Genomic DNA, 16,446 nt, shown 5'->3' with positions numbered 1-16,446 from the left:
TTGCCACGAAATCCACAGAACCCACCGAAAAATAGGTTTCATCTTTAACGTACAGCTTAAAACGCACAGTCTAAAGACAAACAATGGATTGCCGCGCTACACTCGCAAAGACAGACAAGGCAAAGGCGGGTATTTTTTAACGTACAGCGGTCAACGTAAGGCTTAGAGCAGCTTTTAGCGCTCTGGTACATCAATCCATTGTGGGGTGTGGCCGGTGTGCTCGGCAAAACGGGCAAGATCGACTTTACTCAGTAACACAGTGGCCGTATTGCGCAGCGGGTGACAATGAAAGTCATCACCCTCACTTAAGTCATTATCTAGCCATAGCTCAACAGCTTGGGCATTAGCATCGTTGATTAGTGCCAATACCGATACATGACCAGGCGCAACGCCTAGGTATTTATCTAAACGCTCAGCTGACGCAAACCCAATGCGCGACCACCCCAACTGGCTAGACAGCGCCTTTAAGTCCACTTGCTTATCAGGCTTGGTTAATAGCAAGGCATGGCGGCGGCCATAGTTGTCCCGCAAAAATAAGTTTTTTAGTCGCGTGCCGGGGCGTTCTAACAACAAGCGATCTGCCTCATCGCAATTAAACAAAGGCGGATGTTCGATTAAGGGGGGCGTTATCTGCCAGCTCGTTAACTTTTCTAGTATATCCATTATTTTTATCTCTTTAACTTTACCTACCTAATATTAGAAGTACAGTACATTAGACAAGCACCACTAGCCAGATGCAGTCAAATATGATGTTATCCTTACATTAACCATCACAAAATGTGAAAATGAGAGGCCTAATGTCAGCAACGATGTCTTTACTCGCTCAAGTTACTTTATCCATGTTGGATTTGGTGTCTACTCGCAGCGGGCACACACAGCTTGATGCCATGAAGGAGTCAGTGGCGCTAGCCCAACATGTGGAGCAGTTGGGCTTTGAGCGTTTTTGGCTTGCTGAGCACCATAACATTGAGGGCATCAACAGCTCGGCAACATCGGTGCTTATTGGTCACATTAGTGGACACACTCAACGCATTCGTGTCGGCTCCGGCGGCATTATGTTGCCCAACCATCCACCATTAGTGGTGGCTGAGCAATTTGGCACTTTAGCGACTCTGTATCCCAACCGTATAGATTTAGGCTTAGGCCGTGCTCCCGGTACTGACCAAGCGACCATGCGTGCTCTGCATCGTCGCCCACAAGATGCCGAACACTTCCCCGAGCAGGTACAAGAGTTACAGCAATTATTGGGGCCTAACCAGCATGGCCAGCAGCTCAGAGCGATTCCGGGCGCCGACACCCATGTGCCAATTTGGTTATTAGGTTCTAGTTTATTTAGTGCGCAACTAGCAGCAAAAATGGGCCTGCCTTATGCTTTCGCCTCACATTTTGCGCCGCGTATGTTAGTGGAGGCTGTACAGCTTTATAAAGATAATTTCTGCCCATCTTCCACTCTCGCTAAGCCTTACGTGATAATCACAGTGCCGGTTGTGGTGGCAGAGTCCGAACAAGAAGCCAAACGGCTCGCCACCACAGGGCAACAAAAAATATTATCTTTATTTAGAGGCCAATCTCTCACCTTAAAGCCCCCTCTTGATAGCATGGATGGCCATTGGTTGCCCCACGAACAACAAGGCGTCGAGCAATTTTTAGCGGCGTCAGCCATTGGCTCACCAACACAGGTATCGGCAAAGCTTAACGCCCTGCTTGCCCAAACCGATGCTGACGAAATCATGGTCGTCACTGATATCTACGAGCCCAGCGCCCGCCACCAAAGCCTGAGCCTACTGGCAGAATTGGCTAAAAATAACCCTTCGGGTAGCCGTCAGCGATAAGCGTACAGCTGATGGTTATCTTTTTGGGTTGACCGCGAGTACGTCGGCTTTGATTACAGACTGCTCGGCAATAAGATCGGTCACCACAGCGCGGCTGGCTTTATAGTGAGGGGTCAATTTGTGATCAGCGAGTGCGGCTTCGTCTTGATAAATTTCATATAACCAAAACAGCTCAGGATCGGTGCGGTCTTGCAGCACATCAAAGGTATGACAACCAGGCTCGTCGCGCACCGAGGCTTCGGCATTAGGCAACATGGCGGCTAAAAACTCATCTGTTTTGCCTGGCTTTAGCTTGGTTTTGACAATAATCGAATACATTGTAAACTCCATCTGAAAATGAAAACGTTATAAATAGTACACAACTCTTTACACAATAGACAAGTCAGGAGCTTTGCCATGGAAAGACCTAGCCCATTTAACGGCATGCGTCATATCGCCTTCAAAATGCCCAATCTCGAAGAGTGTGAGCAGTTTTATACCGAGATTTTAGGTATGCAGCTGTTGCGCCGTGCTCACGCAGACTTGGTCTACCTCACTTGTGGTAACGACAATATTTCTTTAGGCCGCTCCGATGTGGCCGCCAGTGGCGTACAAACCCTCGATCACTTTGGCTTTATTGTTGATACCAAAGAACAGCTAGAAGAATGGTTTTTATTTCTAAAAAGTAAAGGGGTGACTATGTTAGATACCCCTCACGATCATGGTGACGGAGCGCGCAGCTTTCATATTACCGACCCTGCTGGTAACGTGATCCAGCCTATTTATCACCCCGACATTTCTGGCCAACGCTTCACCAAGCCGTAATATTCAATCTTGAATAAATGGCTAAAAACCGAGCTTGGGCTCGGTTTTTTATTTAGGCAGCATGACGCTAATGCCATTTTGCGCTAACACCCGCACTTCTACCGCAAATACTTCGGCGATAAGCTCAGGGGTGATCACGCTAGGTGGGCCACAAGCGGCAAGTTGGCCTTGGTGCAAGCACCAAACGCTATCAGCGTATTGACAAGCCATATTAATATCATGAATAGAGGCCACCACCGCCAACCCTTGCTCGGCATATTGGCGCAACAAACCTAAAGTCGCCAATTGATGTTGCCAGTCTAGGCCGGCTAAGGGTTCATCGAGTAACAGTAATTTGGCATCGGGATTAATAACAGGATCCACCTGTAATAAGGTGCTCGCAATCAGCAAGCGCTGCTGCTCGCCCCCCGACAAGGTATTCAGCTGGCGATGATACAAGGCCTCTAGGCCTAATGGTTTAGCCAGTCGAGCGATGGCCATACACACTTCGTCACTCACGCCCCCTAATGGCTCTGCTCCCAATGCTAATAATTCATAACCCCGCAACCCATGAGGTAAGATTGCCTGTTGCGCCAACATAGCACGGTGGCGTGCCAGCTCATGTAAGCCAAACTCAGCAAGCGCTTGGCCAGCTAGTCGCACCTCGCCCTGCCCTTCACTGCGACTAAGCCCAGCCGCCCCCGTTAATAAACTCGACTTACCACTGCCGTTAGGCCCAATCAGTAGCGTGACATGCTTGGCTGCAAACTCACCACCAATCGGCCCTACGCGATCGCGCTGTACAAATCCATTAAGCGCCAGCATAACGACGCACCAATAACCAAATAAACACAGGCGCTCCTAAAGTAGCCGTTACTGCCCCTATGGGCACCTCCCCTGCACTCAGCAAGGTACGCGCAACCACATCGGCAAGGGTTAATACCAAGGCGCCAGCCAGCATTGAAGCCGGTAATAAAAAACGTTGCTTACCGCCCACTAATAAGCGCAATAAATGCGGCACCACTAATCCGACAAAACCAATGGGGCCGGCCATGGCAACACTAAAGGCGGTTAGCAAGCACACCGCCAACACCAACTGTGGTTGTAGGCGTTGCACATTTAAGCCTAATAATTGAGCTTGATGATCCCCCAAGGCTAATAGATCTAATGAACGGCCTTGGCGAAGTAACCAAAATAGGGTGGCAATGGCGGGTAACCACCATGCAAAAGATAACGGCTGACCATGCCCAAGGCTGCCCATCATCCAAAATAAAAAACTGCGCAGCGAGGCATCATCTGCCAAATATAAAAGCCAAGTGAGAATCGCATTAGCCAAAATGCCCACCGCCACGCCAAATAATAATAAAGCTCCCGAGCCTAACCGCCGTCGTGACAAGGCCAACAGCAATAAGGTAACCAGCAAGGCGCCCATAAAAGCGGCCAGCGATAAGCTCCAATAAGGCAGCGTTATGCCTAATGACACCGACAACGACAGCGTTAACACCGCCGCTAAACTGGCGCCGCTAGAAATACCAATCAGGCCGGGCTCAGCCAAAGGATTATGCAGCAATACCTGTAATACAGCACCGCACAAGGCAAGACTTGCCCCCACTAACACCGCTAACAAGGTGCGCGGTAGCCTTAATTGCCAAAACACCTGCTTTTCTAGTGGCGACACCGGCTGCCAAAGCGCCTCTACTCCCACCCCTACCGCGCCTAGCTGCAAGCTTAATAGAATACTGGCCAGTAAAGCCAGACCCAGTGCAGCTAACCAATAATGGTACTTACGCTGTTGCTGTAAAAAGAGGGTTGTTAGCACCTTATTTTATGCCTTAAATAATTATGCTGAATATGAACACTTAAGCAAAGTTAAGCCAGCTAAACCAGCTGGGGTATTGCTGCCATAATAAATGCAGTGACATCACCATAGACACTGTCACTAACATGGGCTTAATAATGCGAGTGCCTTTAGTGACCACCATTTTTGAGCCGAGTCTCGCCCCAACAAACTGCCCTAATGCCATTGATAAACCGGCCACCCACACCACTTGTCCGCCTAAGATAAAAAACAACAAGGAGGCGATATTAGAAGTAAAGTTCAGTAATTTGGTGTGCGCCGTGGCCTTGGCCATGCTAAAGCCCGCCAGCGCAATAAACGCTAGGGCAAAAAATGATCCGGCCCCGGGGCCAAAAAAGCCATCGTAAAACCCCACCCCAGTACCAACAAGCAACGCAAAGGGGATCATACTCAGCCGATGTTGCCTATCTTCGTCTCCTACCCGGGGGGAAAATAAAAAGTACAGGGCAAATCCAGCTAATAAAAAAGGTAAAACCTTTTGCAATAGCGAGGCATCAATTAATTGCACCAAGACGGTGCCCAGCATACTGCCGATAAAGGTACAAAGCACCGCCCATTTCATGGTGCGCCAGTCCAGTAACCCACGGCGCAAATAATAAAGTGTGGCCGAAAATGAGCCAAAACTACCTTGTAACTTATTGGTGGCCAGTGCCATGGTTGGGGGCATACCAGTGGCTAGCAAGGCAGGCACGGTAATTAAGCCCCCACCACCGGCAATGGCATCAATAAAACCGGCCAATAATGCCGCTATTGCCAACAAGGATAAGGTTAGCAGTCCTAATTCCAGCTCCATGAGTCATCCGCATCAAACAAAAAGGCGTATAGCCTAGCAGGATCAGAGGGTTAGCTACACAAAATAGTGACTTAAATTATGCTAACTCACACACAATTAACACTTAATGCCATCCAGCCCCTTATTAACGGCAACATATATGCTTGGGCGCTCGCAAAAGACGTAAAAGAACCAAAGATACTCTTGGTTAGCTATGTTAATGTAGCATTATCACTATGGAGGAGAAATGTAATGCCAGATGAAATACTGAGCCTATTACCCCATGATTTTCCCGACGCCCAAGACGAGGCTTTTTTAGAGCAAGGCATTCGCGACTTGGTACTAGCCGGTGGCTGTTTTTGGTGTACCGAAGCCGTATACCGCCAGCTAAATGGGGTTATAGAGGTGATAGCAGGCTATGCCGGTGATAGCGAAGACACTGCCAATTACGATGCCGTTTGCAGTGGCAGCACCCAACATGCAGAAGCCATTCGCATTCAATATGACAGCCATATTATTGGCCCTGGCACCTTGTTAAAAGTATTTTTTGGCATTGCACACGACCCCACCCAGCTTAACCGCCAAGGGCACGATCAAGGCCGGCAATATCGCTCGGCTGTTTTTTATCAAAACGGCGCAGAAAAACAATTGGTGAGCGACTATATTCAATTGCTTGAGCAAAACGGCGCACTAAAGCAACCTATTGTGACCAGTTTAGAGCCTCTGACTGCTTTTTATCCTGCAGAAAGTGTGCATCAAAACTACGCGGCCACCCATCCTAATCAACCTTATATTGCCGCGGTTGCCCAGCCCAAAGTGGCCAAAGTGCAGCATTTCTTTAAACATCAGTTAAAAAAGGATTTATAGCATTATGTCGTACTCCCCAACGCCTTATGATTTAAACCCTCCGAGTGACGCACTTTTAGCATCACTCGCAGCCACATTAAGCGAAGAAGAACGGCATATTTTACTTAGCCAAGGCACAGAGGCTCCCTTTTGTGGAGGCCTGCTAGATAATAAACAAGAGGGCAGCTATATATGTAAGCTTTGTGCACTGCCGCTATTTTCCTCCGCTTGTAAGTTTGAATCTGGCACCGGTTGGCCCAGCTTTTTTGCCCCCTACCATAGCGATCATATTGTTGAGCTGTCCGATGTGACCCATGGCATGCGCCGGGTAGAAATTCGTTGTAAGCGTTGCAACAGCCATATGGGCCATGTGTTTCCGGACGGCCCTGCCCCCACAGGCCTGCGTTATTGCTTAAATTCGGCGTCACTGGATTTTTGTGCCCGTGGCGAGGAAAAGCCCGACCCATTACGCCGCGGCGAGCGCGAATGTCTGTAACACTCAAGGTTCGCTGTAAACGCTAGTTAATAAATACAAAGTGCAGCGGTCATCTTGGCTTGCTCTAACGCCTTAACGCAATGCGCCGCACCTTCTCACATCATTGTCTCACCGTATTTTTGCAGCGGTTTTGGTGAGTCATGGACAATAGTTGTCGGTCATAAACCGTCGCCACCTTAGACAAACTTAAAACTAAGCTTTTATTATCAATCACTTATAATAAACTCCTCTCACTACCCTGTATTAAGTTAATGCTCTATTTCGCTTTCTTTTGCACCTTAGCTTTGTATAGTAGCTGTTAAGTCAAACAGCCTAAGAGAGACGGTATTATGCTGAAAAAACGCATAATCAGTTTTGTTTTATTCCCCACACTATTCGCCACCGCCCCTGTAATGGCCAGTGAAGATGTTAATACGGCTATTAGTGGTGGCGCAGGCGGAGCAGCCGGTGCCCTTATTGGCCGCCAAATAGGAGGCGATACCGGCGCTCTTATTGGTGCTGCCTTAGGGGGTGCCGCCGGCGGCACGGCGGGGGCTCGTCGTGGTAATAAAAACGAAGCCGCCTTAAGTGGCGCTGTGGGTGCTGTTGGGGGCGCAGCACTGGGCAAGCAAGCTGGTGGCCACAATGGTGAACTCATTGGTGCTGGGGTAGGAGGAGGCTTGGGCTCTGCCATCGGCGCCAGAACCGGTGATCGGCATGATCGTCGCCATAACAGAGAGTATGACCGCGGCTATCGTGATCACTACGACCGCAAATACGAGCGAAAACGTAGAAAAGCAGAACGTAAGCACTATGAAAAAGTGCGCAAGCAAGAAATAAAATATCAAAGAAAAATGCGTAAATATGAAGAAAAAAGACGCAGAGATGCGTATGAGGCGCGAAGAGATCGCTATTATGACCAATGGGATCGTTAAACAACGCAGCTGCTGTTATTTCAAAGCCCCATATATAAACACAGATAAATAACGGCTTAAATCTAAAAACGGCTAGGTACCTCCACCTAGCCGTTTAATTTTATAGCAAAGAAGATGGCGAGCGTTAATTACTCACCGCCCTCTTGCTGTGATGGACCTAATTTGGCTTCACGAAAGGCCTCAAGCTTATCGGTAATAATGCTGCGCGTCGCTTGTGCATTATCTTTAATACTGCCATCAAATACCTGTAGCCCTTCCAGTATCTTAGCCGCTTCACCGTAACCTTTATCAATCGCCTTGCTGATCACAGAAAGGAACTCATCAACCTGCTCTTCTTCTGGCATATTTGGGTTCTGCTTTTGAAAGGTCTCAAAAAAGCCTAATGCCCCTTCCGCAATGCGCCCTGCGGTATTTTCCGGTGACCAATAATCTGCAGATTGGCTCGCCACCTTGTCGGGGGTAATCGCATGCTCTTCACCTAACGCGGCGTTAATAGTATCCATGATCTCGCTATAGAGAACATTCATCGCCTTATCACCGCCTTGTTGGCCACCACCGAACATGGCTTCCACTATATTACGGTTAGACTGCGCCTTTAGCTCAGTGCGTGACGACGTAAACTCTGCCGACTCTTTTTGCTCGGCTTTATCTTTATTTTGTACCTGCTGTGAGTCAACACGAGCTGTGTGTGCCGCTTGACTACCTGTTATGGGAGAAACTGCCATATCTAGCTCCTACTCTTGAGATTACACCTCAGTGATATGAACCAAGATGAAAAAGTACTTATACAAGGTATCGGCAACAAGCATAACTTCCTTAACTTAAATACCTGATAACTGTTAACCTACCCCTTATTAACCCAACCCATAAGGACTGATGATGCAATATCGCTTGCTTGGCCAAACCAACCTTAAGGTTAGCCTAATTGGCTTAGGTACCATGACCTGGGGTGAACAAAACACCCAAGCTGACGCCCATGCTCAGCTTGATATGGCCGTAGATCAGGGTGTTAACCTCATTGATACCGCAGAAATGTACCCCGTTCCAGCTCGCCAGCAAACCCAAGGGGACACCGAGCGCATGATAGGTCACTGGCTACAAAACAGAGGCCAACGAGAGAAGTTAGTGATTGCCACTAAAGCCGTCGGCCCATCCCGCAACCCAGTGCGCCCTTCTCACTTTCGCCATGGCCAAGCCAAACTCGACCGCGCCAACCTAATACAAGCCGTAGACGATAGCCTAAAGCGGCTGCAAACCGACTATATCGATCTATATCAGCTGCATTGGCCTGATCGTAGTGCCAATTACTTTGGCCAATTAGGGTTAACGCAACTGCCCGAAGAAGAAACGGTGCCAATTGAAGAAACACTGCGCGCATTAGAAGAATTAGTTAATAGCGGAAAAATTCGCCATATTGGTGTCTCTAACGAAACCCCTTGGGGTTTACATCAATATTTAACACTGGCTGAACACGCAAATTTACCCCGTATTGCCAGCATTCAAAATCCATACAGCCTGCTTAACCGAAGCTTTGAAGTGGGGTTATCAGAGTTTAGCCTGCGAGAGCAGGTGGGATTACTGGCTTATTCCCCACTGGCCTTTGGCATGCTCAGTGGAAAATACCAAGATGGCGCCCGCCCAGTAGGAGCACGCTTAACAATATACGACCGCTTTCAACGCTACTTAAACCCACAAGCACAAAAAGCCAGCGCCGCCTATTGTGACTTAGCTAAAGAGCATGATTTAACGCCAGTACAACTGGCACATGCTTTTGTAAACTCGCGCCCTTTTGTCGCCAGTAATTTAATTGGTGCCACTAATCTTGAGCAGCTAAAAGAAAACATCGACAGCGTTAATATCACACTCAGTACTGAACTTATCACCGCCATAGAAGCACTACACCAAGCCATTCCTAATCCGGCAGTGTGATCACTGGCAAGGCGTAAGCTCTTTTATATACATAACCTTGACTGATGCAATAAATAACAGGGAAGTTTGATCTCATCCTCGTTATATTGAAGAAATGATTGATACCATAGTGTGGACTTATTAGAGGAACACACTATGTCTAGCACATCCCCTGTTACGCAGTCAGATTTACATATTAAACCCGCCCTCGTTGCTATTGCGGTGGGGTTACTTATTTGGTTTTTACCGCAACCCGCCGAAGTAAGTAATCAGGGTTGGATGATGCTCGCCATTTTTATTGGCACCATTGCCGCAATTATCGGCAAAGCCATGCCAATTGGTGCCTTATCTATTTTAGCCATTGCATTAGTCGCTGCCACCGGCGTTACTAGTGATAACCCCAGCACATCTATTAGTAATGCCCTTAGTAGTTTCTCTAGCCCTCTAATTTGGTTAATTGCCGTGGCTGTTATGATTTCTCGCGGCTTAATTAACACAGGGCTAGGGGGGCGTATTGGTTATTATTTTATCTCTATTTTTGGTAGAAAAACCTTAGGTATCGGCTATGGCTTAGCGCTGTCTGAACTGGTTATTGCGCCTGTGACTCCCAGTAATACGGCCCGTGGGGGTGCGATTATTCACCCTATTATGCAATCAATCGCCAATAGCTTTAAAAGCGGCCCAGAACAAAACACGAGTCACCTTATTGGTAAATACTTGGCCTTGGTTAATTATCACAGCAACCCTATCACCTCAGCTATGTTTATTACCGCCACCGCCCCAAATCCACTCACGGTACAGTTAATTGCCCAAGCCACAGGGGCAGATATACAGTTAAGCTGGACCACTTGGATGCTGGCCATGCTATTGCCAGGCCTGATCGCCCTCGCACTTATGCCATTGGTTATTTATTGGTTATATCCACCCCAAATAAAAACAACCCCTGACGCTTCTCGCTTTGCCAAGCAACAACTAAAAGAGCTGGGCCCAATACAAAAAGACGAAAAAATTATGATGTCGGTATTTGGCCTTTTACTTTTATTATGGGCTGATATTCCAGCGCTTTTCTTTGGTGACTTCTTAACAATAAATGCCACTACAACCGCATTTATTGGCCTAACTGTATTGCTATTAACCGGCGTATTGACTTGGCAAGACGTGCTAAAAGAGCGTAACGCTTGGGATACCTTAGTATGGTTTGGCGCACTCGTTATGATGGCCAGCCAATTAAACAAACTTGGCGTAATTGACTGGTTTTCTCATTCAATGCAAAACATTATCGCCACAGCAGGTATGGGCTGGCCCGCAGGCGCGGCTTTATTGGTATTGGTGTTTTTATACTCTCATTACTTCTTTGCCAGTACCACGGCACACATTACTGCCATGATGGGTGCCTTCTTAGTTGTAGGCTTAAGCTTAGGCGCACCACCCATGCCATTTGTACTGATGATGGCTGCTTCATCCTCTATTATGATGACCCTTACGCACTATGCGACCGGCACCTCTCCGGTTATTTTTAACTCCGGCTACGTGACCTTAGGCGAATGGTGGAAAGTCGGCTTTGTTATGAGTGTGGTCAACCTAACAATTTGGGTCATTGTTGGCGGCGCCTGGTGGAAACTATTAGGCTATTGGTAATAGCAACTCAACCCCACACACTGACTTAACCACACTCATAATAAGTAGCCCTTGATCCTTACAGGGCTGCCCTTCCCTCAGTTTTGCCACCCAAGAGACTTAAACACTAATTCATCCACAATACTTCATACCGCTTAAAAGGCCAGCCAAGGTATAACAACCATAAAAAGGTTCCAAAAAAGTCCGCTCACCATGATAAATGAGCATTATTTTTAATTAAGTAGGCGTAAAATATCTATATAACGAGTGAAAGTGCTAAAAGTAAGAAAATATCTAGGAAAATACCCAATGCTAGGCAGCACAAAACCACTCAAGCTCAAGAGTGGAAATATTATTTAGCTACAAGACGCTTACAACCTCAACGAGGTCAATATAAGCAGCCTCAATGAGGCCAATATCGGCAGCTTTGTATGTGTGAGCGGCGCTGGCGACCTAAGTGCGTATAGTAACGGCTTAGGTCTTCAAGTGTACCCACAGGGCCTGTAAACAAAATCTTAAAATCTTGCGTAATTTCTTGCCAGCTTCCTAGTGTAATATTCAGCCTTTCCAATAGGTTAGCTGTCCTGTCGCAAATTACACCGCGCTTATCATCCCGTTGTATGCTGCCCATATCATTCACTAATGCAATGTAATCTTGCACATCAAATGTCAGGCCTTTAAGTTGCTCTTTTTGCTCATTGCCAATAAAAGGCAGTAAACATTCCGGCTGCTTGCTATTTTTTGCAGCCGCAATGCGCTGTTTAATACTGGTGTAATTTGATTTTTTGGGCGTTGTAGCTACTTGTGAACGTACTGGGTTTAAGTCTACATAAGTCATGCAGGCCAATACTGCTGCTTCATCTAGCAAAGCCTGCGATTTAAAGCGACCTTCCCAAAAGTGTCCAGTACACTCATCTTCCTTATTGGCTTTTCGCGCCAAGGGCTCACTTAAACAACGCATAAACCAGCTGATATCCATCAGCCGATTTCTAAACTCCGCAACTCGCTCATTAAGGTGCTCAATTTCGTGCGCCTCAATAGGCTCACTTCTGGCAAACTTTCGTGTAACAACAGTACCTTTAAATACTCTATGCCATTGTTTTACAACCGTAATATCACTCCAAACCTTCACCTTCTCTGCATCTATATGTAACACTAAATGCAGATGATTAGACATAACTGCATAAGCGGCTACATCAATAGAAAAGGTCTTTGATAGGTATATTATTCGCTTTTCTAACCATTCTCTGCGGTGCTCAAAACTGCGTTTTGTGACATTATCTTCACCACATAAAAACGCCCTTCTCACTGTGCGACTTACGCAGTGGTAAAAGGGCGTGTCCTGTAAACTAATTTGCTCTACTCGTGGCTTAGGCATATCCGCCTCCTTAGAGTGTTCTGGTTTGAACATACTAAGTGTAGACAAGTGTGCAAAATTTAACCATACCGCATGAGTGTCACATTAATGAATATAATTAGATGGTCTGGGTGTCTAATTAGTAATATGAGTATTGAGATCACTCACTAGACTGGATGGTTTATTATGGTTAAATTTCGCTTCTGGAATGTATAAAAGCCCTCCGTTTATATAAACAGAGGGCTTTAGTGTAACTGGAAATCAGGCGGAAAAAGTCAGCGTCTAAGGAGTCTCCCCATTAACAGACTATTCTCAAGCACCTAGCGGTGGCTCAAAAGCTTGTGTCTCCAGTGCATTGCCTGTCCACTTTTCAATTTTGACTAATGACGAGTTAGCGGCACAGCCGTTACTCAATCGTGAGGCAGGAATATCCAACGTTAACACGTTAGGGCCGCCATTGCGGCAAATGCCTAGCTGAGGATCAAAGTCAGGCCAAGCTCCTTCGTGAATACAAACACTGCCAGGCTTAATGCCACTTGTCACCTGTGCACCGGCGAGCACTTGGCCGCGTTGGTTAAACACCCGCACAATGTCACCGCTGTTAATGCCATGCTTTTGCGCATCTTGCTCATGGATCAATATCGGCTCTTTATTGGCAATTGCGTATTCTTTGCGTATATCGGCATAGTTAAACTGACTGTGCAACCGATATGCCGAGTGCGCCGTCATCAGCTGTAACTCATCTGCTTTGGCATTGCCGGTGTACTCTGTCGGCTCCATCCACGTGGGGTGCGCAGGGCAATCGGGCAGGTTGTAGCTGGCGATGGTTTCAGAATAAATCTCTATTTTACCACTCGGCGTGCCCAATGCGTTTAATACTGGGTTTTCTCTAAAGTCGGCAAAACGCACAAACTGGGCATTTTTTTCATTCCAAGTCATTTCAAACTCTTGGTTTTGTTTCCAAAAATGTGAAAAGTTAGGCATGGGTACCCGAACGTTGCGCCCGCTGGCTTGTGCTATTTTATAGAAGTGGTTTAACCATTCCATTTCATCGCGCCCTTCACGGTATACCTCACTGCCACCCGCAAACAGTTTTTCTGATAAGTCAGCAAACACCTCAAAGTCGCTTTTGGCTTCGGCTTGCGGCGCAATCACTTGCTTCATTGGGGCCAAATATTGACTACTGTAATCACCGACCATGGTTAAGTCGTTACGCTCAAAGCTGGTGGTGATCGGGAATACAATATCCGCATGCTTGGCGGCGGCGGTCCAGTAAATTTCTGACACCACTGATAATTCTAGGTTTTGCCATGCTCTTACTAAACGGTTGGTATCTTGGTGGTGAGTAAAGTTGCCGCCGCCACACCACCATACCATTTTAATATCAGGGAACGTCAGCGTCTGACCATTATGCTGATATTGCTGGCCTGGGTTTTCGAGCGCTTCGGTAATTCGCGCCACCGGAAAGGCATTGACCACTCCTTTATTCTTACTTAGCCAAGAGCTGCCATTGGTATCACTCACTGAGCCAATAGTGGAAGAAATAGAGGGTAAAATACCCGCATCACGTGCTGGGTTACCGCCATTGGAGTAGTGATATGAAAAACCAAATCCTCCGCCCGGCAAACCAATTTGACCGAGCATGGCTGCTAGCGTTGTGATCATCCAGTGGGGTTGTTCACCATATTGTTGGCGCTGCATTCCCCAGCCGGCCATTAACATGGTGCGGTTGTTAGAAAAAATATCAGCCAGCAACTCAATCTGCTTAACCGACACGCCGCAGATCTTGGCCGCCCATGCCGCGTCTTTAACGACGTCATCGCTCACGCCCAATAGATAATCTTTGAACTTATCAAAACCATGGGTGTATTTTTCAATAAATGCCGTATCGTGTTTATTGTTCTTCACTAAGGTATGCGCAATGCCCATGCCCAGCGCCACGTCCGTCATAGGGTGCGGGGCAATCCACTGTGCATTGTCACCAAAAAAGTCGATGGTTTCGGAGCGAATAGGATCGATGGCAATCACGGTTTTACCAGACTTTTTCAGCTGATGAAAAAACTCCAAGCCTTGTCCATCGGCGGCGGTCCAAGCGATTTCTAAGGTGTTAATCGGGTTCATCCCCCACAGTACCACCACCTCACTGTGCTCTAGCACCACCGGATAGGTAGTTTGTTGCTCATACACTTCAATGGAGCCCACCACATGAGGCATAATAATTTGTGCCGCGCCGGTTGAGTAATCGCCAAGCGAGCCGGAATAACCGCCAGCCAGTTCCATATAACGCTGCAATAAAGTACGTGCGTCGTGCAACACGCCACTGGAGTGCCAGCCATAAGACCCTGCAAATATCGCCTCGGCACCGTATTGCTCTCGAATGCGCAGGTGCTGCTCGTGTGCCAATTGATAGGCTTGCTCCCACGACACCCGCACGTATTCATCTTTACCGCGAATACCTTGCGGATTTTCAGGGTTCGCCAAATAGCCTTTGCGTACCATAGGGTGCTTAATACGGGCTTTGGTGTGTACTTGCGAAGGACCCGTGCTTTGCAGGTGGTTAACCACAGTTTGAGGAAGCGCATTGGTAGTGGACACTAATTTACCGTCTTTCACCTCAGCCAATAACACCCCCATGCGCCCGGCGGTTAAAATTTTTCCGTCGCTACGCCCTATGTCATATTTTGCCATCACAGGCATCGGCAAAATAGAAGCAATCGCCATGGCGCCAGCCGTTGCACCAGAGCCTTTTAAGAATTTACGACGTGAAATATTAGACATGCTTATATTCCTTCTTCTATTGATGGAGCAACGGGTGCTGGTGAAACAGCATCTTTGGCGTTGAACTGTAAATACTTAGTGAGAATTTCAAGGTTTAAATCGGAGATATCGGTACGTGTGCCCATCGACTTAGCCACCGGCCCCCACGCATTCACCGTAAAATGATTGGCTGGAATTTTGGCATGGCAAGTAGAACAATAAGTGCTGTCGAGTTTATTACCGTATTCCCAAATTGCCTCATTAGACTCTAAAACAGGGGCGGTAATGTCACCGGTTAAACGCGCGGTGCGCCATTCATTGCCGTACTCATCAGTAGTGCTCTCACCCAGCACTACCGCCTGCTGGCCTGCCTCGGTTAAGGTCGCCAGCACCGAGCGTTTACCGTTACCCAGATAAATAACCGACTCCGCGCCTGTCATCTGATAACCCGCAACCGTCACGGTACGCTGATTAGCATCAACATGTTCAACCTGCAATTCTACGGTTGGGTTAATGGTGGCCAGCTCTCCCATTTTTATATAATCCAGTGGGTAAACAACACTGGCATCATCAGGCGTAGCTTTAGCTAGGTCGTATAAGTGATCGAACGCTGAAGTATCTAGCTCCATTTGCGGCGCAATATGCGCGACGCCTTTATGGCAATCAATACAGGTTTGCCCTTCTTGTTGCGCCGAGATATGCATATTGCGCGCGCCACTCGCTTGATCATACAGCTCCATGGCATCGTAAGTATGGCAAGCACGACAGGTAGCAGAGTCATTAGCCCGTAACTGCTCCCACACACTTTCAGCCATGGCTAAGCGGTGCAGTTCATACTTCTCATCGGTATCAATTTTACCGGTAACAAACTGATGATAAACATCTTTTGATGCACGCACCTTGGCCCATAAATAATCGAACGTGGTATGAGTTGGAATATGACAATCGGCACATTCAGCTCGAATGCCCTTGGCATTACTAAAGTGCACCGAGCCTTGGTATTCTTTTAATGGCGTATCCATAGTGTGGCAAGACACACAAAACTCCTGCGTAGAAGTAGCATGCAACACCGCTTGCGTGCCACCCAGTGTGAGCCAACCCACCACCACACCAATCAGCACGATTATGGCTATATACCGTTTTTTCATTATGTTTATCCTTATTTTCTCACTAACATCAAGCTAGTCGAAAACGACACTTTTATTTATATAACTAGAAGTGTATCGATTTGAGATAAGGAAAAACTTATGCCTAATCAATAATAAGATGAATATAAAAATGATGGGCAAAGACTTTGACCTTCATC

The 16,446-nt window shown here is 47.2% G+C and carries 15 protein-coding genes and 1 pseudogene; 7 read left to right on the top strand and 9 right to left on the bottom strand.

The features are described from left to right. Positions 1–174 precede the first annotated feature (174 nt). A complete protein-coding gene (locus J3U76_RS03090; RefSeq protein WP_208004302.1) occupies positions 175–663 on the bottom strand; it encodes a prolyl-tRNA synthetase associated domain-containing protein in 489 nt (162 codons plus the stop codon). A 134-nt stretch (positions 664–797) separates the two neighbouring features. Between J3U76_RS03090 and J3U76_RS03085 the strand changes: the two genes are divergently transcribed. After that, positions 798–1,832: an LLM class flavin-dependent oxidoreductase gene (locus J3U76_RS03085; RefSeq protein ID WP_243454026.1), complete on the top strand. Its 1,035-nt coding sequence runs from the start codon at positions 798–800 to the stop codon at positions 1,830–1,832. Between the two features lie 15 nt (positions 1,833–1,847). Here the strand turns inward: J3U76_RS03085 and J3U76_RS03080 are convergent, their stop codons facing one another. Next, positions 1,848–2,150, bottom strand: coding sequence for a putative quinol monooxygenase (locus tag J3U76_RS03080; protein WP_208004300.1), 303 nt, complete (start codon positions 2,148–2,150; stop codon positions 1,848–1,850). 78 nt (positions 2,151–2,228) lie between these two features. Here J3U76_RS03080 and J3U76_RS03075 point away from each other — a divergent pair, with 78 nt between their 5' ends. Next, positions 2,229–2,636: a VOC family protein gene (locus tag J3U76_RS03075; RefSeq protein WP_208004298.1), complete on the top strand. Its 408-nt coding sequence runs from the start codon at positions 2,229–2,231 to the stop codon at positions 2,634–2,636. Positions 2,637–2,684: 48 nt separating this feature from the next. On the opposite strand, the gene J3U76_RS03070 is transcribed toward J3U76_RS03075, so the two are convergent. The 3 genes from J3U76_RS03070 to J3U76_RS03060 are packed head-to-tail and all read right to left on the bottom strand — an operon-like array spanning position 2,685 to position 5,260. Beyond that, entirely contained in the window at positions 2,685–3,440 is a 756-nt protein-coding gene (locus J3U76_RS03070) for an ATP-binding cassette domain-containing protein (RefSeq protein WP_208004297.1), read from the bottom strand. After that, entirely contained in the window at positions 3,427–4,434 is a 1,008-nt protein-coding gene (gene btuC / locus J3U76_RS03065) for a vitamin B12 ABC transporter permease BtuC (RefSeq protein ID WP_208004292.1), read from the bottom strand. Before btuC ends, J3U76_RS03070 begins: the two co-directional genes overlap by 14 nt. A 40-nt stretch (positions 4,435–4,474) precedes the next feature. Next, positions 4,475–5,260 carry a TSUP family transporter gene (locus J3U76_RS03060; protein WP_424022294.1) on the bottom strand — a complete coding sequence of 262 codons (786 nt, stop codon included), beginning with the start codon at positions 5,258–5,260 and terminating at the stop codon, positions 4,475–4,477. Between the two features lie 237 nt (positions 5,261–5,497). Here J3U76_RS03060 and msrA point away from each other — a divergent pair, with 237 nt between their 5' ends. The 3 genes and pseudogenes from msrA to J3U76_RS03045 all read left to right on the top strand — a co-directional run. Beyond that, positions 5,498–6,112 carry a peptide-methionine (S)-S-oxide reductase MsrA gene (gene msrA, locus J3U76_RS03055; RefSeq protein WP_208004283.1) on the top strand — a complete coding sequence of 205 codons (615 nt, stop codon included), beginning with the start codon at positions 5,498–5,500 and terminating at the stop codon, positions 6,110–6,112. 4 nt (positions 6,113–6,116) lie between these two features. Beyond that, complete coding sequence (gene msrB, locus J3U76_RS03050; protein WP_208004281.1) at positions 6,117–6,587, top strand: peptide-methionine (R)-S-oxide reductase MsrB; 471 nt, start codon at positions 6,117–6,119, stop codon at positions 6,585–6,587. A 329-nt stretch (positions 6,588–6,916) separates the two neighbouring features. Then, positions 6,917–7,360, top strand: a pseudogene (locus tag J3U76_RS03045) (hypothetical protein); the annotation flags it as partial. Between the two features lie 269 nt (positions 7,361–7,629). Here J3U76_RS03045 and J3U76_RS03040 read toward each other — a convergent pair. Continuing rightward, entirely contained in the window at positions 7,630–8,226 is a 597-nt protein-coding gene (locus tag J3U76_RS03040) for a DUF5610 domain-containing protein (protein ID WP_208004279.1), read from the bottom strand. A 151-nt stretch (positions 8,227–8,377) separates the two neighbouring features. Here J3U76_RS03040 and J3U76_RS03035 point away from each other — a divergent pair, with 151 nt between their 5' ends. After that, on the top strand, positions 8,378–9,430 hold the full coding sequence (locus J3U76_RS03035; protein WP_243454025.1) for an NADP(H)-dependent aldo-keto reductase: 1,053 nt from the start codon (positions 8,378–8,380) through the stop codon (positions 9,428–9,430). 135 nt (positions 9,431–9,565) lie between these two features. Next, on the top strand, positions 9,566–11,047 hold the full coding sequence (locus J3U76_RS03030; protein WP_208004277.1) for an anion permease: 1,482 nt from the start codon (positions 9,566–9,568) through the stop codon (positions 11,045–11,047). A 382-nt stretch (positions 11,048–11,429) separates the two neighbouring features. Here J3U76_RS03030 and J3U76_RS03025 read toward each other — a convergent pair whose 3' ends face one another. The 3 genes from J3U76_RS03025 to J3U76_RS03015 all read right to left on the bottom strand — a co-directional run bounded on the left by J3U76_RS03025 (position 11,430) and on the right by J3U76_RS03015 (position 16,288). Beyond that, positions 11,430–12,404: a transposase gene (locus J3U76_RS03025; protein ID WP_208004275.1), complete on the bottom strand. Its 975-nt coding sequence runs from the start codon at positions 12,402–12,404 to the stop codon at positions 11,430–11,432. Between the two features lie 291 nt (positions 12,405–12,695). After that, positions 12,696–15,161: a molybdopterin guanine dinucleotide-containing S/N-oxide reductase gene (locus J3U76_RS03020; protein ID WP_208004273.1), complete on the bottom strand. Its 2,466-nt coding sequence runs from the start codon at positions 15,159–15,161 to the stop codon at positions 12,696–12,698. A gap of 2 nt (positions 15,162–15,163) precedes the next feature. After that, a complete protein-coding gene (locus J3U76_RS03015; protein WP_208004271.1) occupies positions 15,164–16,288 on the bottom strand; it encodes a NapC/NirT family cytochrome c in 1,125 nt (374 codons plus the stop codon). Between the last annotated feature and the right edge of the window lie 158 nt (positions 16,289–16,446).

It is taken from the genome of Oceanisphaera pacifica (assembly GCF_017498065.1).
Lineage (GTDB): Bacteria > Pseudomonadota > Gammaproteobacteria > Enterobacterales > Aeromonadaceae > Oceanimonas > Oceanimonas pacifica.
This window is presented reverse-complemented; position numbering and strand designations above follow the sequence as displayed.